Annotated in this window: 26 protein-coding genes, 1 tRNA gene and 1 other RNA gene; 5 read left to right on the forward strand and 23 right to left on the reverse strand. The window is 36.4% G+C overall.

From position 1 onward, the window contains the following. Positions 1–119: 119 nt before the first annotated feature. The 9 genes from aspS to IGK03_RS08435 all read right to left on the reverse strand — a co-directional run bounded on the left by aspS (position 120) and on the right by IGK03_RS08435 (position 9,300). Entirely contained in the window at positions 120–1,889 is a 1,770-nt protein-coding gene (gene aspS, locus IGK03_RS08395; protein ID WP_002360034.1) for an aspartate--tRNA ligase, read from the reverse strand. A gap of 17 nt (positions 1,890–1,906) precedes the next feature. Next, positions 1,907–3,208: a histidine--tRNA ligase gene (gene hisS / locus IGK03_RS08400; protein ID WP_002362049.1), complete on the reverse strand. Its 1,302-nt coding sequence runs from the start codon at positions 3,206–3,208 to the stop codon at positions 1,907–1,909. After that, the gene (locus IGK03_RS08405) at positions 3,205–3,426 is read right to left on the reverse strand and encodes a hypothetical protein (RefSeq protein WP_002383130.1); all 222 of its coding nucleotides are present in this window, start codon (positions 3,424–3,426) and stop codon (positions 3,205–3,207) included. Before IGK03_RS08405 ends, hisS begins: the two co-directional genes overlap by 4 nt. Before the next feature lie 139 nt (positions 3,427–3,565). After that, positions 3,566–4,012, reverse strand: coding sequence for a D-aminoacyl-tRNA deacylase (gene dtd / locus IGK03_RS08410; protein WP_002357080.1), 447 nt, complete (start codon positions 4,010–4,012; stop codon positions 3,566–3,568). Between the two features lie 23 nt (positions 4,013–4,035). Further along, a complete protein-coding gene (locus IGK03_RS08415; protein ID WP_002357079.1) occupies positions 4,036–6,249 on the reverse strand; it encodes a RelA/SpoT family protein in 2,214 nt (737 codons plus the stop codon). Between the two features lie 214 nt (positions 6,250–6,463). Then, positions 6,464–7,216: a 16S rRNA (uracil(1498)-N(3))-methyltransferase gene (locus IGK03_RS08420; protein ID WP_010713279.1), complete on the reverse strand. Its 753-nt coding sequence runs from the start codon at positions 7,214–7,216 to the stop codon at positions 6,464–6,466. Position 7,217: 1 nt separating this feature from the next. Further along, a complete protein-coding gene (gene prmA / locus IGK03_RS08425; RefSeq protein ID WP_002357075.1) occupies positions 7,218–8,165 on the reverse strand; it encodes a 50S ribosomal protein L11 methyltransferase in 948 nt (315 codons plus the stop codon). A 15-nt stretch (positions 8,166–8,180) separates the two neighbouring features. Continuing rightward, on the reverse strand, positions 8,181–8,666 hold the full coding sequence (locus IGK03_RS08430; RefSeq protein WP_010713278.1) for a DUF3013 family protein: 486 nt from the start codon (positions 8,664–8,666) through the stop codon (positions 8,181–8,183). Continuing rightward, a complete protein-coding gene (locus tag IGK03_RS08435; protein ID WP_002364174.1) occupies positions 8,623–9,300 on the reverse strand; it encodes a DNA-3-methyladenine glycosylase in 678 nt (225 codons plus the stop codon). Before IGK03_RS08435 ends, IGK03_RS08430 begins: the two co-directional genes overlap by 44 nt. 128 nt (positions 9,301–9,428) lie before the next feature. On the opposite strand from IGK03_RS08435, the gene IGK03_RS08440 reads away from it, so the two are divergent. The 4 genes from IGK03_RS08440 (at position 9,429) to IGK03_RS08455 (ending at position 12,101) form a co-directional block, all read left to right on the forward strand. Beyond that, positions 9,429–10,706, forward strand: a complete 1,278-nt coding sequence (locus IGK03_RS08440) for a replication-associated recombination protein A (protein ID WP_033625035.1) — start codon at positions 9,429–9,431, stop codon at positions 10,704–10,706. Between the two features lie 72 nt (positions 10,707–10,778). Beyond that, a non-coding RNA gene (gene ssrS / locus IGK03_RS08445) (6S RNA) lies at positions 10,779–10,972 on the forward strand. 7 nt (positions 10,973–10,979) lie between these two features. Beyond that, positions 10,980–11,312, forward strand: coding sequence for a hypothetical protein (locus tag IGK03_RS08450; RefSeq protein WP_002357068.1), 333 nt, complete (start codon positions 10,980–10,982; stop codon positions 11,310–11,312). Between the two features lie 315 nt (positions 11,313–11,627). Further along, positions 11,628–12,101, forward strand: coding sequence for a universal stress protein (locus tag IGK03_RS08455; RefSeq protein ID WP_002357065.1), 474 nt, complete (start codon positions 11,628–11,630; stop codon positions 12,099–12,101). Positions 12,102–12,212: 111 nt separating this feature from the next. On the opposite strand, the gene IGK03_RS08460 is transcribed toward IGK03_RS08455, so the two are convergent. From IGK03_RS08460 to IGK03_RS08480, 5 genes are all read right to left on the reverse strand, one after another. Beyond that, entirely contained in the window at positions 12,213–13,400 is a 1,188-nt protein-coding gene (locus tag IGK03_RS08460) for an acetate/propionate family kinase (RefSeq protein ID WP_002357064.1), read from the reverse strand. Positions 13,401–13,424: 24 nt separating this feature from the next. Beyond that, positions 13,425–14,432, reverse strand: a complete 1,008-nt coding sequence (locus IGK03_RS08465) for a class I SAM-dependent methyltransferase (RefSeq protein WP_002357063.1) — start codon at positions 14,430–14,432, stop codon at positions 13,425–13,427. A gap of 128 nt (positions 14,433–14,560) precedes the next feature. After that, on the reverse strand, positions 14,561–14,914 hold the full coding sequence (comGG, locus tag IGK03_RS08470) for a competence type IV pilus minor pilin ComGG (protein WP_010707382.1): 354 nt from the start codon (positions 14,912–14,914) through the stop codon (positions 14,561–14,563). Beyond that, positions 14,914–15,348, reverse strand: coding sequence for a competence type IV pilus minor pilin ComGF (comGF, locus tag IGK03_RS08475; protein ID WP_010823776.1), 435 nt, complete (start codon positions 15,346–15,348; stop codon positions 14,914–14,916). The genes comGG and comGF overlap by 1 nt, the downstream gene beginning before the upstream one ends. Then, positions 15,338–15,709 carry a type II secretion system protein gene (locus IGK03_RS08480; protein WP_173962365.1) on the reverse strand — a complete coding sequence of 124 codons (372 nt, stop codon included), beginning with the start codon at positions 15,707–15,709 and terminating at the stop codon, positions 15,338–15,340. The genes comGF and IGK03_RS08480 overlap by 11 nt, the downstream gene beginning before the upstream one ends. 333 nt (positions 15,710–16,042) lie before the next feature. On the opposite strand from IGK03_RS08480, the gene IGK03_RS08485 reads away from it, so the two are divergent. Further along, complete coding sequence (locus tag IGK03_RS08485; protein ID WP_002364184.1) at positions 16,043–16,168, forward strand: hypothetical protein; 126 nt, start codon at positions 16,043–16,045, stop codon at positions 16,166–16,168. Positions 16,169–16,464: 296 nt separating this feature from the next. On the opposite strand, the gene hemH is transcribed toward IGK03_RS08485, so the two are convergent. The 9 genes from hemH to IGK03_RS08530 form a co-directional block, all read right to left on the reverse strand. Next, complete coding sequence (gene hemH / locus IGK03_RS08490) at positions 16,465–17,406, reverse strand: ferrochelatase (protein WP_002364185.1); 942 nt, start codon at positions 17,404–17,406, stop codon at positions 16,465–16,467. Positions 17,407–17,435: 29 nt separating this feature from the next. After that, a tRNA-Ile gene (locus IGK03_RS08495) sits at positions 17,436–17,509 on the reverse strand. A gap of 640 nt (positions 17,510–18,149) precedes the next feature. Then, positions 18,150–18,401, reverse strand: a complete 252-nt coding sequence (locus IGK03_RS08500; protein ID WP_002364188.1) for a hypothetical protein — start codon at positions 18,399–18,401, stop codon at positions 18,150–18,152. A 71-nt stretch (positions 18,402–18,472) separates the two neighbouring features. Then, a complete protein-coding gene (locus tag IGK03_RS08505) occupies positions 18,473–18,673 on the reverse strand; it encodes a cold-shock protein (protein WP_002357053.1) in 201 nt (66 codons plus the stop codon). A gap of 836 nt (positions 18,674–19,509) precedes the next feature. Beyond that, the gene (locus tag IGK03_RS08510; protein ID WP_002394567.1) at positions 19,510–20,751 is read right to left on the reverse strand and encodes a LysM peptidoglycan-binding domain-containing protein; all 1,242 of its coding nucleotides are present in this window, start codon (positions 20,749–20,751) and stop codon (positions 19,510–19,512) included. Then, a complete protein-coding gene (locus tag IGK03_RS08515) occupies positions 20,752–20,985 on the reverse strand; it encodes a phage holin (protein ID WP_002384371.1) in 234 nt (77 codons plus the stop codon). Further along, on the reverse strand, positions 20,978–21,199 hold the full coding sequence (locus tag IGK03_RS08520; RefSeq protein WP_002364191.1) for a hypothetical protein: 222 nt from the start codon (positions 21,197–21,199) through the stop codon (positions 20,978–20,980). The genes IGK03_RS08515 and IGK03_RS08520 overlap by 8 nt, the downstream gene beginning before the upstream one ends. A gap of 34 nt (positions 21,200–21,233) precedes the next feature. Then, complete coding sequence (locus tag IGK03_RS08525; protein WP_002364192.1) at positions 21,234–21,389, reverse strand: XkdX family protein; 156 nt, start codon at positions 21,387–21,389, stop codon at positions 21,234–21,236. A 1-nt stretch (position 21,390) separates the two neighbouring features. Further along, positions 21,391–21,711: a hypothetical protein gene (locus IGK03_RS08530; protein WP_173962364.1), complete on the reverse strand. Its 321-nt coding sequence runs from the start codon at positions 21,709–21,711 to the stop codon at positions 21,391–21,393. Positions 21,712–21,718: the final 7 nt, after the last annotated feature.

A 21,718-nucleotide genomic window follows, 5' to 3' on the forward strand; every position in this document is an offset into this window, starting at 1 on the left:
AAAAACAGCCAATTGGCAGATTTTTAGCTCAGCCACTTTTTATTTTGTTATCCTTTTCCTTCCCAAAGAAAGAGTGACCTCATCCGTCAATGAAGTCACTCTTTCTTTAGATTTAACATTTATTCGTCAATGGCTGTTACATCAATGTTTAATTCAAACAATTGTAATGGAGAAACTAAACTTGGTGCGTTGTTCATTGGGTCAATTGCTTTCCCGTTTTTAGGGAAGGCAATCACTTCACGAATATTTTCTTCCCCAGCCAATAGCATTGCTAAGCGGTCTAGCCCTAAAGCAATCCCTCCATGTGGCGGGAAGCCGTAATCTAATGCGTCTAGCAAGAAACCAAATTGGTCTTGTGCTTCTTCTTTTGTAAAACCTAACGTTTCAAACATTTTTTCTTGTAATTCTCGTGTATGGATCCGTAATGAGCCACCGCCTAATTCGTAGCCGTTTAAGACAACATCGTAAGCTTCAGCATACACAGAGGCTGGGTCTGTTGCTAAGCGGGCCACATCCTCTGCTTTTGGTTGTGTAAATGGATGATGAGCAGAAACATAGCGGCCAGCTTCTTCATCATATTCAAACAACGGCCAATCCACAATCCATAAGAAATTGAATTTCGATTCATCAATTAAACCTAATTCTTTACCTAAACGTGTACGTACCGCACCTAAAGCAGCGGCTACGATTTCAGGTTTATCGGCACCAAACATTAAAATATCACCGACTTCTGCATTGGTAGCAGCAATTAATTCATCACTAACTTCTGTTAAGAATTTAGCAATTGGTCCTTTTAAGCCATCTTCTTCAACTTTTAACCAAGCTAAGCCTTTTGCACCAAATTGACTCACATACTTACCTAAGTTATCCATATCTTTACGAGAATACTTATCTGCGGCGCCTTTTGCATTCAAAGCCTTCACATGTCCACCATTTTCCAACGCTGCTTGGAAAACTTTGAAGTCTACGTCTTTCACTACATCTGCAACATCAATTAATTCCATAGCAAAACGAGTGTCGGGTTTATCGCTACCATAGCGTGCCATCGCTTCGTCATAGCTCATTCGTGGAAACGGAACAGAAATCTCAATTCCTTTTGTCTCTTTCATCACTTCAGCCAACATATTTTCTGTATATGTTTGAATTTCTTCTGGTGTTAAAAAGGTCGTTTCGATATCGATTTGTGTAAATTCTGGTTGACGGTCGCCTCGTAAATCTTCATCACGGAAACAACGAACGATTTGGTAATAGCGATCGAAGCCTGCCCCCATTAATAATTGTTTAAAGAGTTGTGGTGATTGTGGCAAAGCATAAAAATGACCGGCATGGACACGAGAAGGAACCAAATAATCTCGAGCGCCTTCTGGTGTTGATTTGCCTAAATAAGGAGTTTCAATGTCTAAAAAGTCATGATTATCTAAATAGTGACGGATTGTTTTCGTTACTTGGTGACGTAATTTAATGTTGTTTGTCATTGATGGACGACGTAAATCTAAATAACGATATTTCATGCGCAATTCGTCATTAACGTTATTATCATCTTCAATGGTAAATGGCGTTGTTTTCGCAGTATTTAAAATCGTAATGTCAGTCGCCATCACTTCAAACTCGCCAGTTTTCATTTTGGGATTAATCGCTTCTTTATCACGATAAACGACTTGACCTTTAACTTCGATGACGTATTCACTACGACATTTATCAGCAATTTCCCATGCTTCTTTTGACTTTTCTGGGTTAAAGACCACTTGGACGATTCCTTCACGGTCACGTAAATCAATAAAGATAACGCCTCCTAAGTCACGACGTTTTTGAACCCATCCTTTTAATACAACTTCTTTTTCAATAAATTCGGCAGATACATTGCCGCAATAGGTTGTGCGTTTTGCCATTTCTCAATCTCTCCTTTTTATTCTTCAATCATTTTTGTCATCATTTCGTCATACACTTCATCAAATGAATCATGAATAGCACTTAACGGGAAGGCTTTTTCTTCGCGTGTTGCCATTGATTTTACGTTGACAATGCCTTCATTCAATTCATTTTCACCGATTGTTAAAACTAATTTTGCTTGTAATTTATCGGCCGTTTTAAATTGCGCTTTTGGTTTGCGATTCATGTAATCACGATCAGCTGAGAAACCAAAGTTACGAATGCTTTGAACAAGTTGCAAAGCTGCGACGTTGGTTTCTGAACCAATCCCAACCACATATGCGTCTAATTCAGATAACGCTGGAATCACAACTTCTTCAGCTTCCATTGTTAACAACACTCGCTCAATGCCCATACCAAAACCAAAACCTGGTGTGTCTGGGCCGCCTAATTCTTCAACTAAACCATTGTATCGGCCTCCTGCACAAATAGTTGATTGCGCACCCATTTTAGGCGCTTCACTCATAATTTCAAAAATTGTGTGTGTGTAATAATCCAGGCCGCGAACCATATTACTATCAATTTCATAAGGAATTTCTAGTAAATCTAACATATCAGTTACTGCTTCAAAATGTGCTTTAGATGGTTCATTTAAATAATCTAAAATGGAGGGCGCTTCTGCGACGATCACCTTGTCTTTTTTATCTTTGCTGTCTAACACCCGCAATGGATTTTCGTGTAAGCGACGTTGTGAATCCTCGCTTAATTCTGCCATATGGGGCTCTAAATAATCGATTAATGCTTGACGGTACGTAGCACGTGTTTCTTTATCCCCTAAGGAATTAATAACTAATTTGATTTGTTGGATGCCTAATTGTTTGAAGAAGTCCAAAGCCATAGCCATAATTTCAACATCCAATGCTGGGTTTTCACTACCAAATGCTTCCACACCAATTTGATGGAATTGACGCAAACGACCAGCTTGTGGGCGTTCATAGCGGAACATCGGCCCCATGTAATAGGTTTTATATGGTTTCGTATATTCCGGACCATATAATTTATTTTCAACGAAGGCCCGAACAATTGGCGCTGTCCCCTCAGGACGTAGCGTCACGTGACGGTCTCCTTTATCATAAAAATCATACATTTCTTTTGAAACAATATCTGTAGTATCGCCAACACTGCGAGATATCACTTCATAATGTTCAAAAATCGGGGTTCTGATTTCTTGGTATTGATAATCTTTAAAAATCAAACGAGCTGTTTCTTCCACAAATTGCCATTTTTCAGAAGTTCCTGGCAAAATATCGTTTGTTCCTTTTGGTTTTTGATAACTCATTGTCTTTCTCTCCTTCTATCATTCCACAAAAATGTGTGCGCCATTTTCTTTTTTCTAAAAATGAAAAAAGCCCTTGTATGTTGAACATACAAGGGCGTAAAAGTCTCTTTTACACGGTACCACCTAGTTTTGAAAGATTTGACTCTTTCCTCAACGATTAACGCTCGTAACGGGACGGCTTTTCTTCCGTCCATCTCCAGAATGTCTTTCACTTTCACTGTTGAAGTTGCTCTCAGCCACGGCAACTCTCTCTTCGCAGACAGATGAAACTTACTCGTTCCTTCGTAGATTTTTAATATTATCTATAAACTACTAAAGTTCTCTTAGAAAGTCAAGGGTTTCCGACAGGAAAATCAATTATTTTTCTCGTGTATCAATCACAATGGTCACTGGACCATCATTGGTCAACGACACTTGCATATCCGCGCCAAATTCTCCTGTGGCTACCGCTATTCCTTCTGCTTCTAATTGTTGATTAAATAATTCATACAAAGGAATCGCCACATCTGGACGAGCCGCTTCAATAAAACTGGGACGATTGCCTTTTTTAGTTTTTGCATAGAGGGTAAATTGAGAGATACTCAAAATTGATCCTTCAATCTCTTGAATACTGCGATTCATTTTTCCTTCGTCATCTTCAAAAACACGTAATTTACTGATTTTGCCAACAACATAAGCCACATCTTCTGGCGTGTCTTCTTGATGAATGCCCACCAGCACCATGAAGCCTTGTTTGATTTGTCCCACTATCTGCTCTTCTATCGCAACTTGTGCTTGACTGACTCTTTGAATAACTACTTTCATCTTTTTTGCCTCACTTTTAACACTTACCCATTGGTTCGACGAACACTATAAACATCTGGTACACTTTTAATTTTGTCAACGATGGTTTTTAAATGAGAAAGGTTTTGAATTTTCACAGTGACATGAATCTGGGCCATCTTATCTTTGGATGGACGAGCTTCAACGCCGACTAAATTTTTTGTCATCGAACTAATGACTTGTAAAACATCACTCAGTAAGCCACTACGATCATAGCCGTAAATCTCCAAATCGGCAGCGTATTCTTTGCGACTGTGCTCGGTATCTTCCCACTCAACTTCAATTAGACGTTGTGCTAATTCTTCTTGATGTTGTACGTTAGGACAGTCCGCACGATGAATTGAAACGCCCCGTCCTTTGGTAATGTAACCAACGATTTCATCACCAGGCACTGGATTACAACAGCGGCTTAAACGAATCAATAGGTTGTCCACCCCTTGAATCACGATGCCGCCTTCATGACGAACTTTCATTTTTTCTGATTCTTTTTTAGCTGGCTGATTTAACAACTCTTCTGCTTCTTGGCGTTGACGTTCCAACTCTTGTTCGCGGCGTTCTTTTTCTGTTAAACGATTGCACACTACTTGCGCACTTACTTCGCCATAACCTACTGCCGCAAATAAATCATCTTCCGTTTGAAATTTAAATTTATCTAGCACTTCCGCCATTTTATTCTTCGTTAAAAATTCTTTCGGTGTAAAGCCGATTTCTGTCATGTATTTAATGACAGCATCATGCCCTTTAATAATGTTATCTTCACGGTCTTGTTCTTTAAAGAAACGTTTGATTTTATTTTTGGCTTTACTTGTTTTAACCATTTTCAGCCAGTCGCGACTAGGTCCGAAAGAATTCGGTGATGTTAAGACTTCAATAATATCCCCATTTTTTAGGACATAGTCTAACTGTACCATTTTGCCGTTGACCTTCGCACCGGTTGTTTTATTTCCAATTTCAGTATGAATGCTGTAGGCAAAATCTAGTGGTCCGGAGCCTTTTGGCAGTTCGGTTACATCTCCACTTGGCGTAAAGACATAGACTTTGTCGCTAAAAATGTCTTCTTTCACACCTTGCATAAATTCAGAAGCATCATAGCTTTCATCTTGTAATTCAATAATTTCATGGAACCAATCGACTTGCTTCGTCAGTTCATCTGTTTCAATTTTTTCCGCTTTGCCTTCTTTATAGGCCCAATGAGCCGCCACCCCAAATTCGGCGATTTGGTGCATCTCATGGGTCCGAATTTGGACCTCTACTGGATTCCCTTTTGGTCCAATAACTGTCGTATGGATAGATTGATACATATTCGCTTTTGGCATAGCAATATAATCTTTAAAGCGACCTGGCATTGGTGTCCAACGTGTATGAATCGCACCTAACACGGCATAGCAATCTTTAATGGAATCGACAATAACACGAATGGCTAATAAGTCATAGATTTCATTAAACTGTTTCTTTTGGTCCTTCATTTTACGATAGATTGAATAAATATGTTTTGGTCGACCATATATTTCTGCGTAAATTTCTAAATCTTCCGTAGCTAAACGAATATCTTCGACTGCTTCTGCCACATAAGCTTCACGTTCATCGCGTTTGCTTTGCATCAAATTAACAATTCGATAGTATTGGTTGGGGTTAATATAACGTAAGGCCGTATCTTCTAATTCCCATTTAATTCGACTAATCCCTAAGCGATGTGCTAAAGGCGCATAAATTTCTAAAGTTTCTTGTGCAATCCGTCGTTGCTTATCTTCACGTAAATGTTTTAATGTGCGCATATTGTGCAAACGATCGGCTAGTTTCACCATAATAACCCGTAAATCTTGCGCCATTGCCAATAACATTTTTCGATGATTTTCAGCTAATTGTTCTTCATGAGATTTATATTTAATTTTTCCTAGTTTCGTTACGCCATCGACTAACATTGCGATGTCTTCGCCAAATTCTTCTTTTAAATCGTCCAGTGTTACGTCCGTATCTTCGACAACATCATGTAAAAATCCTGTTGCTACAGTATGGGGATCCATATGTAATTCAGCCAGAATGCCTGCCACTTGAATCGGATGGATGATGTAAGGTTCACCTGATTGTCGGACTTGACCTTCGTGTGCTTTTTCAGCATAAGTTAATGCTTTTTGAACCAACTCAACATGTTCTGGTCCCATATAGGTACTTACAATTTTGATGACCGCTGGGCCTGTCAGTATTTCTTCTTTTGGCATGGTATTCACTCCTCTATGAAGGTGACCTTTGGATAAAGAACACTTCGTTCACGTTTTATCTATTTTAATAAAAAAGAAAAGTACCACTTGAAACAGTAGCACTTTCAACAACTCTATTATACTAAATTTCCCTTAAATTTCAATCACTGTCGCTTTTTTACTCTCTGTTTATTCAAAGAGAATGCCTACAAGAATTTTACAGGCGGGCTTTCGTTTAATTTAAAAGTTCCATTTGGTAGCTAACCGCACTTAAAAGATACAACGGTGCTGTTTCTGCTCGTAAAATTCTCGGACCCAACCCGCAAAGTTTCGCCCCAGCCTGCAGAAATTGTTCAATTTCTTGCGGCGCAAAGCCACCTTCAGGTCCAAAGAGCACACACAAACGTGCGCCTGGCTGGCAAGTGGATAATACTTGTGCTAACTGACTTTTTTCTCCTTGTTTTGCTGATTCTTCATACGCAACCAAGACTGTGTCATATGAGTCAAATTGCGCAATGATTTCTTGTGTTTTTTCCACCAAAGAAACATTTGGTGTCTGCTGCCGATGCGATTGCTCCGCCGCTTCTGTGGCAATTTTTTGTAATCTTTTTTCTTTGGCTGCTCTTTTTTTGTGGTCCCATTTGACAACGGAAGTTTTCGCAGGAAAGCCGATAAACTGATTGCCACCTAGCTCCGTGCCTTTTTGAACAATCCATTCTAACTTGTCCCCTTTTGGTAACCCACACGCAATCGTCACTTCAATTGGCAATTCTTTGTCCATTTCTTCTTTACTAATTTCTTTAAAGTAAACAGACGTTGGATCAATTTCCACAATCTCAGCTAAAATGGCAGTTTTATTTTGAAATACTAAATAACAACGATCATTCGGCGTCATTCGCATAACTCGCACAATATGATGATAGTTTTCATCTGCGACTTTATACAAATCTTTTTCTTGATAATCTTCTTTCATGAAATACCGTTGCATTTTACTCTTCCTCTGGTTTCTTCAAGATAATCGCATACCAGTCGCCTTGATTAAAGAGTTGGTCCACCACAAAACCGACTTTCGTTAGTGCTTCTAAAACCATTGCTTTTTTATCTTCAATAATTCCAGAAATAATGAAGGTACCGTCTTGTTTTAGCAAACGCCAAGCATCTTCAATCATTAACACAATAATATCTGCCAAAATATTTGCGACGATTACATCAGCAGAATGGTCAATCCCTTTTAGTAAATCATTGGCTGACACATGAACATCGGCCGCAATGGGATTTAAATCCATATTTTCTTTTGCCGCTGCAACTGCTACTTCATCTAAATCATATGCGTAGACGTCTTTAGCCCCTAAATAGCGACTTGCAATACTCAAAACACCAGAACCCGTCCCTACATCTAGAACTGTTTCGCCACCACGTAAAACAGTTTCTAAAGCTTGCAAGGTTAAACGAGTCGTTGGATGCGTGCCTGTACCGAAAGCCATGCCCGGATCCAATGTGATAATTTTTTCTGCTTCATCTTGTGCATGATAGGCTTCCCAACTTGGCACAATCGTTAAGAATCGTGTGACACGGACAGGATGATAATATTTTTTCCAAGCAGTTGCCCAGTCGCTTTCTGCTACTTCACTAATTGTCATTTCGTTTTTACCAATGGATAAGCCGTACTCAGGCAAGCGTAAAATATTTTCTTTCATAAATGGTAAAATTTCTGGTAAGAAGGTTGTTTCAGGAAAATAAGCCATCACAATCGCCCCTTCTTTAATGTGGGTGAATTGCTCTTTATCTAAAATTTCCCCATACAGATCACTTTCAAAATTTTCAATGTCCAACGCATCTTCAATGGCCACGCCACTTGCGCCAGCTTCCATCATAATGTTTGAAATTGCTTCAACTGCTTCGCTAGCCGTTTCTACTTTTACTTCTGTCCACTTCATGTTCTCACCTCTAAATTAATAACTTGGATACGCAATCCATTGTTCTTTTTCTGTTTCTGCCACTTTTTTAATCATCGCTTCAAAATCTGCTGGCTCCCAATGCAATTCAAAAACTTCCGCTGTTTCATCTGATAAAAAGTCTAACAAATCACTTTGCCCTTCATCTAAAACCACTTTTAAATAGTGAATGAATCCGTCTAAAACTGCTTTGCGTAGCCCTTTTTTTCCTTCATAAGGAATTGTGACTAAATACTCTTCATCATCAACGACTGACTTTTGCGGATTATAAAATAACAAGCCATCTTCAAATTCAATGAATTCTTCTTCTGAAAGCGTACCGTCAACATCATCAATCGCCACTTGTTCATTGTTTTCTGCATATAAACGAACAATGACTTCGATGGTATGGTTTTTGCGATCCCAATCAAGGCCTACTTCGTAATCTGCTAAGTGTTTTTCAAGTTGTTCCTCTAAGTATGTGAGCATTGTTGCTTTTTTCATTTTCTTCATCCTTCCAGCCAAAATCTATTTGGTCTACTGCTGTTCTTTTTTGTTTAGAAATATATGGATTGCCAGCCACGACGTATCTTAAAGGCAACTCTGTCCAACGACCTTTATTGGGAATTCCAATTCGTGGTAGTGCCTCAATTTTTTTCGGAAATTTTCGTTTTTCTGGCACGAGCCGTAACGAACTAGAAAAAATCGACTGCCCATATAATTGCTTATCAATTCCTAAGGCTGCAACTAATTTACCTGGTCCATTGGTCAATTCCACGCCTTGACGTCCTTGGCGATTTTCAATCATTTTGTCGACACCTTCAACAGGTTCAATCGCGCGGATCATCACCCCTTGTGGTTTGCCTTGTTCTTGTGTCACCATATTTAAAATTAAATGCGTGTGCATAGTATATAAATAAATCGTGCCTGGTTTGTCATACATGGCTTGTAAGCGTGGCGTTTTTCTCAAGCCAAAGCTATGGGCCGCCTCATCATCAGGACCTAAATAAGCTTCTGCATCCACAATGTACCCACCTAAAACGCCTGTTGCTGTTTCGTGCTCTAAGTACATCCCTAACAAGTATTGTGCCACTTCTTCAGTTGTTTTTGTGTTAAAGATATTTATCGTTTCTTTCATTTCTTTCACCACTCCCTATCATACACGAAACCTTCCGCTATATCCATCTAAAACCCAAAAAACCACCAAAAAGCGAATGTACGTTCTTTATGTTATAATAAGATGATTATGAAAAAGGAGGTCCTTTTATGCAACAACCTTTAGCCTATCGAATGCGACCTCGTCACTTAGACGAAGTAGTTGGTCAACAACATTTAGTCGGCCCTGGTAAAATTATTCGTCGGATGGTCGAAGCCAAAATGCTTTCATCGATGATTCTTTATGGGCCGCCTGGCACTGGTAAAACCAGTATTGCCAGCGCAATCGCTGGTTCAACAAATTATGCCTTTCGCATGTTGAACGCGGCCACAGACACCAAAAAAGATTTACAAATCGTTGCTGAAGAAGCCAAAATGAGTGGCACAGTGATTTTACTGCTTGATGAAATTCACCGATTAGATAAAACAAAACAAGATTTTTTGCTCCCTCATTTAGAAAACGGACGAATTATTATGATTGGAGCCACTACCGAAAATCCATATATTACAATTAACCCTGCGATTCGTAGTCGCACGCAAATTTTTGAAGTAAAGCCCTTAACAGAAACAGACATTCAGCAAGCGATTCAAGAAGCCTTAACCGATAGCACACGTGGCTTAGGCGATTATCCCGTCCACTTAGAAGTAAAAGCATTACAACATTTGACACGCGCAACGAACGGTGACTTACGTAGTGCGCTAAATGGACTAGAATTAGCTGTTAAATCAACACCCAAAAATGAACAAGGCGAAATTAAGATCACCTTACCGATTATTGAAGAGTGCGTGCAACGAAAAGCCTTAACCCATGATAAAGATGGCGATGCCCATTATGATGTAATTTCCGCTTTCCAAAAGTCGATTCGAGGAAGCGATGTAGATGCTGCACTTCATTATTTAGGGCGCTTGGTTGAAGCAGGTGATTTACCGATTATTTGTCGTCGTTTAATGGTCATTGCTTACGAGGATATCGGTCTTGGGAATCCTGCGGCGGCCGCTCGGACGGTCACCGCTGTTCAAGCCGCCGAAAAGCTAGGGTTTCCAGAAGCTAGAATTCCTCTAGCCAGTGTCGTCATTGATTTATGTTTATCGCCAAAATCAAATTCTGCAGTCACAGCGATTGATGCTGCTTTGGCAGATATTCGACAAGGCTCTGTGGGAGACGTTCCTGATCATTTGCGTGATGCCCACTATGCTGGAGCCAAAGAATTAAACCGTGGTATTGGTTATCAATACCCACATAATTTTGAAAACGGTTGGGTCGATCAGCAATACTTACCTGACAAATTAAAAGAGGCACGTTATTACGAACCGATTGATATTGGTAAATATGAACAAGCCTTACATCAGCAACTCAAGCGTATCCAAGAATGGAAACAGAAAAAATAACAAAATAATACGCTTTCAAAAAAAGAAACAATCTCGTTGCCGATTTTGAGAGAGTATGCTATTATAAAGATGGTAAATCTGTGATGTACGCGTTGTCCTTTCACTGTGTTGACCGAACATTTTTATTGATATCTAGGGATCCTGCTTGTATCAAAGTTGGTAACATGCCTTTTCTTTTGGTAGTTCAATACTGCGATCGAGGAACCCACCTGCTTATCTTGCGGGTTCAATACTCTAGGACGATTACCGGCATCGACGGATTTTACCATTTTCATGAAGATTTCTAAACAATTTGCTCTGGCAAGTTGTTTTTTTTTGGAGGACAAGATGATTCGTATACTCGTACTATTACTCGCCGTTGTCACAGGCGTAGCCAGTTATTATTTGATGAAGAAAAGTGCAGCTTTTTTACCACTCTTAAAAAAAGAAACTGCAACAGAAAGTCAACAGTTTATCGAACGTTTTGGGCGTTATTACTTGATTATCGCCATTCTAGGTGTTCTAGCGGCTATTTTTAATCGCCCGTTATTGTCAATTGGTTTTATCTTTTTTGTTTTATTACTTTCAACGTTGTTTAGTTTAACTTTTGCAAAAAAAATGTCATAAAAGACGATGAATTTAAAGAGCGTGGGACAAAAATCACTTTGGATTTTTGCTCCATGCTCAAAAACTGATAAACGGCGGGAACAGAAGCAACTCCTTCGGAAATAAGCCGGAATTCTCCAAAAATTAAAGAACAATTTTCGGAAATCCCTTCTTATTTCTCGGAGTTAAACGCTTCTATCCCGACCTCTTTTTTTACAAAAAAATGCCAATATTCAGAAAAAAAGAAGCGGTTTCAGTTTCTTTTTTTCTTTGTTTGTTTTACAATTATTATAGAAACAATTAATGATTTTTTTTACGCTGAAAGGAGCGGTTATTATGTTACAACAATATCAAAAAATTATGATAGCAATCGATGGTTCTGACGAAGCAGACTTAGCCTTTAAAAAAGCGGTCAACGTCGCTAAACGAAACGATGCTGAATTACTATTAGCACATGTTGTTGATACGCGCTCTTTCCAATCAGTGTCCTCTTTTGATGGTGCGCTAGCAGAAGAAGCAATGTCAATGGCAAAAGAAACCTTAGACACCTACCAACAACAAGCGGTGGATATGGGACAAACAAAAGTCTCTAGCGTTCTAGCCTATGGTTCTCCTAAGAACATTATTGCCAAAGAATTACCAAAAGAATACAACATTGATTTAATTATGTTAGGAGCAACTGGATTAAATGCCGTTGAGCGTTTATTTATTGGCTCTGTCTCTGAATCAGTTATCCGTAACGCTAGCTGCGATGTTCTCGTTGTACGGACGGATTTAGACAACAAATTACCAAAAAATGAAGAAAAATAAAGAATAAAAAGAAACTGAGCCAACTATCACTTTTGATAGTTGGCTCAGTTTCTCTTTATTGACCTATTAAGCACACCTTGTGAGAGCGTCTCACAAGGTGTGTTCGTTTAATTATTTTAGACGTTCTACGTCACGGGCAATCATTAACTCTTCGTCAGTTGGTACTAATAGAAGCTTGATTTTTGAATCATCAGTTGAGATAACTGCTTCTTCACCGTGTACATTATTTTTGTCATCATCGATTTCACAACCAAACCAAGTCATGCCATCAATAATATCTTTACGAACGCCCACTGCATTTTCACCGATTCCAGCAGTAAAGACAATCGCATCAACGCCATTCATAACAGTGACATAGCTACCAATGTATTTACGAATACGATCGATAAAAATGTTGTATGCTGTTTGAACTTCAGGTTTATCTAAGTTTGATTGAATATCGCGCATGTCGCTTGATAAACCATTTGTTAAACCTAATAAACCAGATTTTTTGTTTAAAATATCAACCATGTCTTGTACATCAGTCAAGCCAAGTTTTGTCATTAAATAAGGCAATAGTGACGCATCAACATCCCCTGAACGAGTCCCCATTGTAACGCCAGCAAGAGGAGTGAAGCCCATCGATGTATCAACTGATTTACCACCATCAACTGCAGTGATTGAAGCACCATTTCCTAAGTGACAAGTGATAATTTTCAAGTCTTCAATTGGACGACCTAACATTTCTGCAGCACGTTGAGAGACATAACGATGACTTGTTCCATGTGCCCCATATTTACGTGCAGCAAATTTTTCATAGTATTCACGCGGTACACTATATAAATAGTTGTGTTCTGGCATTGTTGTGTGGAACGACGTATCAAAGACTGCCACGCTAATGATTTCTGGTAAGATATGTTTAAATGCTTTAATTCCCATTGCATTCGCTGGGTTGTGTAAAGGTGCTAATTCAGATAAAGCTTCAATTTTTTCTAATACTTCGTCTGTAATAACAACAGAATCTTTAAATTCTTCTCCACCAGCAACTACACGGTGACCAACACCAGTAATTTCATCATAAGAACCTAAAATGTTTAAGTCGATTAATTGGTCTAGTAACATTTTTACTGCCACTTCATGGTTATCAATATCAACAATTACTTCATATTTTTGTCCTTCACCATATTTAATTGTGAAGATAGAATCTTTTAAGCCAATACGTTCAACGATTCCTTTAGCGATCACTTCTTCATTTGGCATTTGGTATAATTGCCATTTTAAACTTGAACTACCTGCATTAATTGCAATTGTTTTAGACATAATTTTCTCCTCTTCGTTACTATTTTATTTTAAATTTGAAGCTTTCCAAGCTTCAAATTGTTTAAAGAACTCCGTTACTTTATTGATATCTTTCAAAGAGGCAAGTTTTGCTAACAAAACTTCCTTCACTTGCTCAGCATCTGCACCCTTGTTTTGAACAAGCAAGATACTTTTACGTGATTGTTCTGACTTAAACAATTCATCAGGTAACTGTATCATTCCTTGTAAATAGACATTTTTTGTCAACCAATTTTTAAAGAATTCACTTTGCTCAGTCTCTAAAATATTGGTCGGGATTAAGAATAAGCCAAACCCTGCTGGCTTCACGTATTTCATAGCTTGCTCCATTAATAAATGATGCGCATAACTATGGCCTTCCTCCGCAGCAGCAGCAAATCCCTTTGCTCGCTCATCATTTGGATAATAGCCAATCGGCAAGTCACTTAATGCTAAATCAACTGGATCCAATAACAAATCTTGCAATCCGTCTTGATGGAACAACTGAATATTGGCTTGTGACCAAGCATTGTTCACAGAAGATACCGCCAAAAGTGTTTCATCGATATCCACACCATAACCAGAAACTTTGTAACCAGCTGTTTCAAGGTTCAGCAGAACCGTTAACAGTAAATTTCCCATTCCTGAAGCAGGATCTAAAATTTTTAATGGCTCTGATTTATTTGTTAATTGTTCTACTAAATAAACAAACAAAAAGCCAATACCGTCTGGTGTCAATTGATGATTTGCTTGAAGCTGCTCTTTTCTCGTTCCTTTTAACAAAAGTAATTGGGACAAGCGTCGCACATCTTCAGGAGCTAAATCAATTTTTTTAATCGTATGATACAGCGTTTCTAATTGTTTCACTGTCTCTGGATTAGGTACTCCGTCAAGTACTCGTACTTGAAAATCATCTAAAATATTTTCACCATTTTCAATATACGCATCTAAAAAAGAAGTATCCAATGACTGTTGCAATAACTGGATTGCTTGTTCCATTGGCTCGAAAGCCTCTTCAATTTTTTCTGGGAACAAATTAGCACCTCTATTCTATTCAAAATGTAACAACTTCCATACCTGTTTTATTTTAACGAAAAAAGAAAGAATAATCAATGCCTTTACTGTCTTTCTTCTAAAATCTAATAATTTGTAGAAAAACAACGCTATTCCAGTATTGTTTCCGCTTTTTTTTGATGAGAAACTCTCTCTTGATATTGGTATTTTCGACCAGATTTGTTTAATAAAACAGTTATTCTTAATTGTTCATTTTTGTATGTATAATCGAGGGTCACTTGCGCGTATACGAGCCTTTCTTCTGTTTTTAACTTTCGTCTATTTTGTTTAACATCTGCAAGAAATAAATGAAGGATACTTTTCCCTGCATAGTATTCCTGGGTAGCTTGCGTAAATTTTTGTGTTAACTGACGTTCTTCTAGTAACTGAAGGGTGAGAAAACTCATCAAATAAACAAAGGCCATGGCCGTGAACAATAAGTTTCCTGAATATTTTTGCCTCATTAAAATTCTCCCTTTATTGGAAAAAAACTATCAAATGTTTTTCCAGAAGTAAAAGTAATTTCCAAAGTAAACGATTGTCCTTCATTTTTAAACTGTCCATTTTTGATACCAATTAACAGCGGTTGGTAGCCTTTACCATTGATTCGCTTAATAATTTTATCTTCTTTGATTTGAATTGAAATAGTCTTGTTTGTTTCTGAGTCGAGGAAAGAAATCTCTTGAGCAGAGCCTGTTTGGAAAACGAGCTTTTGACATTCTTTTTCTAATTGAATTAAAAAAATATGCCAGGATTTCGAATCATTGTTTTTCAAATATTGATTTCCGATAAAACTTTGTTGAATCATCAACTGAAACAATTGACACATACAACTTAAAACGACTAGTGCCACTAAACACTCTAACATCGTAAAACCCGCATATTTTTTATTGACCAATCAAAATCGCTCCTCTTGAATCTGTGACTTTTAGTATCCTTCTTCCCTCGTTCTCCATCAAAGAAAATCGGTAAGTTTCTCCTTGATATATCCGCTCTTTGAAACGTAAATCACCCGTCTGCTCTAAAAATAAAATTGCTTCGTATCCTAGACGAGTGCGCGTTAATTCTTGCTCCCGTTGATAATTTTGCTGAATTAATTGTGTAATAGTCAGGGAGAATATCCCTGCTACCACACATACAATACTAAAACTAACGAGACTCTCTAATAAAATAAAACCGCTATAAATAGTTAATTTTCTTCGTATATTTGCCACTCCCCATCTGAAATTCCATAACAATTTAAGGAACAAAAAAATCATACAATACGCATTAAATAGCTGTTTTGTCATTTTTAATAATCTAAGATATGTAAATAATACCGCAAATCTGTGGTAAATTTTGTGGTAAAAATACACCTATGAGTATTTGACATTTTATTGAGTTTAGAATACGGCTAACTGAATTAGTTTGCCTAGAAGGCGACTACGAAAAAAAAGACCTTATTCTTAAAAGAATGGAGGTCTTTTTTGTATTATAATAATAATCACACCAACTGACTTTTAGACTTTTATTTCAATTTTGTAAGTCAATCGTTAGATATATCAATGGATAAGTAGAATATTTCATTCTATTCTCTTTTTGAGGTGAATACAATGAAAAAAATAATTAAACATTTTATGAAACCTGTTGAAGTTTTTGAAACATTAGATGATGATATTGGGATGTTTTTAATCATTTCTATTTGCACAGCTCTGATCTTTACTTTCTTTAGTAAATAAAAAATGTGTTAAATAAATTCTCAGATACTTTCCGCAGTATATCAAATTGGGAAGTCAAAAATATCTAAAAAGAATTGACTTTTCATACAACGTATTTTTATGGACCATACAGGACTCGAACTGCAGTGCAAAAAAATCAAGCTTTTTTAAGCGGCTTATTTCCTAAACTGAACTGGAGATAAGCCGTTTAATTTTTGCTTAATTCTACTATATGCTATACCAGTAAATATATTCGTGCAAACCCTGAATAAATTGTTTAACAAATTCAAACTAAAATAAAAAACTAAAACAAATTACTACAAAGAAATAATGTCCTTTACTAATTTTGCAAATTCAATATCTCCATTAAATGGATGAACATATTTGTAGACTTCCCCGCCATTTTCTAAAAAATAGTTTCTGTTTTCGTGTTCCAATTCTTCTATTGTTTCTAGACAGTCTACAACAAAACCTGGTGCAACAATTAATATATTTTTAATACCTTTTGATGGTAATTTTTTCAAGGTATCATCAGTTGCTGGTTTTAACCATTCAGATGGCCCAAATTTCGATTGATAGGTTTGATAATAACGAATATCTCCTAATTTATCCATTATTAATTTTGTTGTTTTAGTACATTCCTTCGGGTAGTTATCCCCATCTTTTACATAAGACATAGGAATTCCGTGGTATGAAAAAACGATAGCATCTATTGGACTTTCATTCAAAGCTTCATTTATTTTTTTTGAAAAGTAATCTATATACTGTGGATTATTGTAAAATGATCGAATAAATTTAATATCCACTATCCTATCACTTTTTATAAAATAATTCATAACGGAATCAAACACTGATCCTACCGTTGTCCCAGAGTATTGCGGATACATTGGTATGACATTGAGTTCTTCAATCTCTTTTGATAATAATGTATCTAGAGCAGTTTCTATACTCGGTTCACTATATGACATTCCGATTGTAACTTCCACTTCTGGACATATATTTTTCAAATTTTCCATTTGTTTCTCAGTATATTCCAAAAGAGGAAATCCATTTTCAGTACAAATTTTTTGATAGAGTTTTGCTGATTTTTTTGGACGTATATTCAAGATAATACCGTTCAAAATCGGTTTCCAAATTATAGGATGTATTTTTATTACTCTTCTATCTGATAAAAAAGTTTTTAAATACTTCCTTACTTCCGTCTTGGAAGAATCTTTTGGTGTTCCTAAATTCACTAAGAGAATTCCTGTTCTTTTCAAAATAATTCACTACCTGTCTAATTCTATTATCGACCATGATGAATTCGAACCATCGACCGAATAGTCATGAGCCATTTGCTCTAACCAGCTGAGCTAATGGTCCAAGTAATAACTAGCTTATTGGGGATAAAATAGTTCTTACTAGTTATAGCTTAATATATAACAATTTTACTTTACTGATTTTCAATTTTCAACAAAAAAACGACCACCTTATTGAGAAAAGGCGGTCTGCGTGAAAAAATAAGAGTTTAAATATGTATAGATATTTTACAATATCTATTTTTTGAGTTCAATATTTTTATGTAAAAAAAGCCGCCTCATTGGGGTAAGGCGACAAGAGGTAGTAATAAAATGAAAAATAAAATTGTTTGGTAAAGATATTTTACCTCTTTCTTTTTTTAATTTCAAGTTTTCATTTTACAAAACAATTGTATTTTATTTATAATTCAAATATACAACTGTATTAAAAACACCTACTAAACATACACAACTTGGGGAAGTATTGTGCGTCTTAAGTAGGTGTTTTCTATATACACAAGATAATTTCGTTTTAACTACTATGATAAATTCGAACCATCAACCTAATGGTCATGAGCCGTATGCTCTAACTAGCTAAGCTAACAATTTTTAAATAAAAAATAACAGATCCTTTAACATGTAAAGAATCTGTTTAGAAAAAAGAGTATGCCATAAATCCTTGTCTTAAGTTTAACACAAAGACCCTAATCTAAACTAGGGTCTTTTTATTGGTACATCGATAATAGTTTCTCATAACTAATTACTGTTTTTTCTTTTTTGTTTTTTGGCTTAGAACTGTCTATAATATTAATTACTGCTGAATTAATTAATAAAACAGCTATTATACCACTTCTAATTTCTTTTCTGTAAATAAATGATACTTTCTGTCCTTCTTCAAACTGTTTACTTTTATCTGATGGTATAACTTCTTTCCATGTTCCAAATCCCATATGATGATCTCCTTTCGTTTTCAACATTCAGAGCCTATCAATTTAATCTTATAAAAAAAACGTTCCAATTAAATTGGAACGTTTTACCAAAACCTTTATTATGCTTTAAAAATATTAACAGCTTGCATACCGCGCTGTCCTTCTTCAATATCAAAAGTTACTGCTTGTCCTTCTTCTAATGACTTAAAACCATCCGCTTGAATTGCTGAAAAATGAGCAAATACATCATTGCCATCTTCACCTGTAATAAATCCAAAACCTTTGTCTGAGTTAAACCACTTTACTGTACCGTTGTTCATATATGTTTCCTCCTTGTGCATACCCTGTATGCGATTTGTTGCAAAAAATGTTTGATAAGCAAAAGGAGAATTATAGTCTTATGTATAGCGCTCTCGTTACATGTCAAAATTGATTACTTATTTATAATACCATACTATTTCCTATAAAGCAAATGAGTGTATTAAAACATGATGGACCAATACTATAAAAAGGTTATAATCCATCTACTCTAGACATGAAATATAAATATACGATACAAAAACCCCCTTGCACAATTATGATACAAGGGGCCTGTAGTCTTTTACTACAAGTAATTGCTTTATTATTCTAGCAAATTAGTTTTGTTAATTCAACCAATAAAATCATTCACGACTTATTAACAAAATTGTGTTTGGCTTTAAATTAGAACTGGGATATTAAGGAATATCGCTAAAGTAGCTATACTACACTTTTCCACTTATTTAAAAGGAAACTGTTCTCAAGTAATAGTAGCTTAGAAATAGTCTAATTCTATTTTTATTAGGATAAATTCCGTACACATTATCCTTTTCATAAATTCAAGCTTAACCTTGTTATAAAAAAAGAAAATCGGTTATGATTAACAAGTAAAATCTAAAAAAAACACCTACCGCACAGTCAACTGCTTGGGGAAGTACGTGCATCTGTGGTAGGTGTTTTCTTATGTAATACAATAGCTTTAAACTAAGCTACTTATTAGTAAAATTAAAATGCTCCTACCTAAGAACTTGTCATAAGATAGGAGCACCTCTTTTCTAAATCGAAAAGAGTCATAATATGAAAAGGTAACTCTATTGTAAATGAGCTACCTCTAAATTTCAACTGATTTTGCAAAAAATCAATGGCTCAATGTTTGACCAGGATAAATCAAGTTAGGATTTGCTAATCCGTTTAATGCAGCTAAGGTTTGATAAGTCGTACCAAGCTTAGCTGCAATACTTGATAAATTATCACCGTATTGAACTGTGTAAATGTTGCTTACTACTGATCCATTTACTTTCAAAATTTGGCCAGGGTAAATAAGATTTGGATTTGTCAATCCATTTAATGCAGCCAATGTTTGATAGTTTGTTCCGTATTGATAAGCAATGCTTGATAATGTTTCGCCATATTGTACCACATGAGTCGCTTCTGGTTGTTTATCAGGAACAGTTGCCGCATCTGGCAATAATTCAATATCGCCTTTGCTAATCCATGACAAGATACCTTCTAGCAATACTCTGCTTCCAGTTACTTCTTGCACTTTATAGCTGTTTCCTTTTACCCAATCTGGAATAGCTTCGCCAGTTGCCCAAGCATCTACATTAAATTTTACTTTGACGGTATCACCAACTTTTACTGCAGAAGTAGGTGTTTTTTCAACTTCTTTACCTTCTTCAATAGCTGGTGTGTTTGTTTCTGGTTGGTTATTTTTTGTATAACCATTATCGGTAATACCTGTTAAATCAACGTTACCATCTAGCCCTCCTGCAACGTAGGTTGACGTGAACTGAAAAATACCGATATTTTCAAATGAAGGAAAATAATTGTAATTTGGATAAGGTGTCACTTCATAATCTGGATATTCTGCCATCCATAATTGATACTTCTTTGCAATTCGTGATAGATCATAAGCTGAAGTAAGATACCCTTTGTATCCGTAAAGCATCGGTGTATATCCAGCCTCTTTGATGTAGTCTAACGCCCATAGCGTTACATCCGTCGATTGAACGCCGTCTTCCGCATCTAAGGCGACAATTGATCCCTTTGGTGTTTGAACTTTAGGTAAAAAGTAATCTAATACTTGCTTTGCATTTTCATAGGTAAGAACATTTTGCCACCATACATACGTATGCGCTCGTTTACCTTGAGCAATCGTACTAGCTACTTGACTAGAATAAGTAACTTGATCATAAATCCCATAGTTGTTTTGCCCACCAATTTGTGAAATTGAGAATTTATCATGTGCATAACCAAATGTTGCTTGATACCCATTCCAAATAGACAAATCAACGCCTTGGTCTCCTTTTGCAGCAAATGTGCTAACTGGTGATACAAAAAATAAGACTACCAGTAATGTTGCCAATAGTTTCTTTTTCATTTATTTATCTCCTTTCCTATCTGATAATCCAGGTGTTGTGGGATCTGTCACAATACCTAGAATAGTTAGCACAACAAATAATGCATTAACAACATCTAGCAGTTGCTTATTAATCATTTCAATTTGAAATTTATATCCAAAAGGAACGGCTACTACTTGAATTAATAATAGAACTGCTGGAATAATCGAAAGCCAAAATTGTTTGTTCTTTATTCTTGATTTCCAATTAATCATTTTTATTTCCTCCAATCCCTCTAAAGAGGGTTTTATTTTGCTCTTCCAATCGGCTAATGCGTATTTCATGGTTATTTAAACGTTCAACAGCTTCCTTTAGTTCTTTCATGCTATCTTCTAATTGAGAAAAGACATGATAAAATTTCATTAATGCGAAAATAATTCCGCCTAAGAATGTAATCACTGCTAACCATTGTTCTACTGTTAAGTTCATCCTGCACCTACTTTCTACTTACAAGAAAAACCGCTTAGCTTTCGCTAAACGGTTCCCCACAAATTTTTGTGTATTCTTCTTTTGTTAAGCAATTCATATTCACGTAATCTACTAAATCTTGTTTTGTATAACAATTCCAATCATACAACTGTTTAATATTATCGAAACCTGGAAAAGCATTCGTTTTCATCTTATTCCGCTCCTTTCGTAAGTTCAGCGACTTGTTTCATCAATTCGCCAGTCATTCTTTGTGTTTGTTGAATAACTTGATTCTGCTGAGAAACTTGCTTCATTAATTCCGCATTTTGCTTTTGTAAAAGTTCCAATTCCGTAGGTAGCGTTGGCTCTGGTTCTGGCACATTATCAGGATCGTATATTAAGCTTGTTCCGTCCCAGCGATAATTAAAAAAATCTGTTGGCTCTTTTTCTACTTCAAGTTCAATTTTATTCGGTTGTTCCATTGTGGAATATCCGTCTAAATAACCTTGAATATCATCAATCCAAATTTTCATGTTCTCT

This window comes from Enterococcus sp. DIV2453a (assembly GCF_050533535.1).
GTDB lineage: Bacteria > Bacillota > Bacilli > Lactobacillales > Enterococcaceae > Enterococcus > Enterococcus faecalis.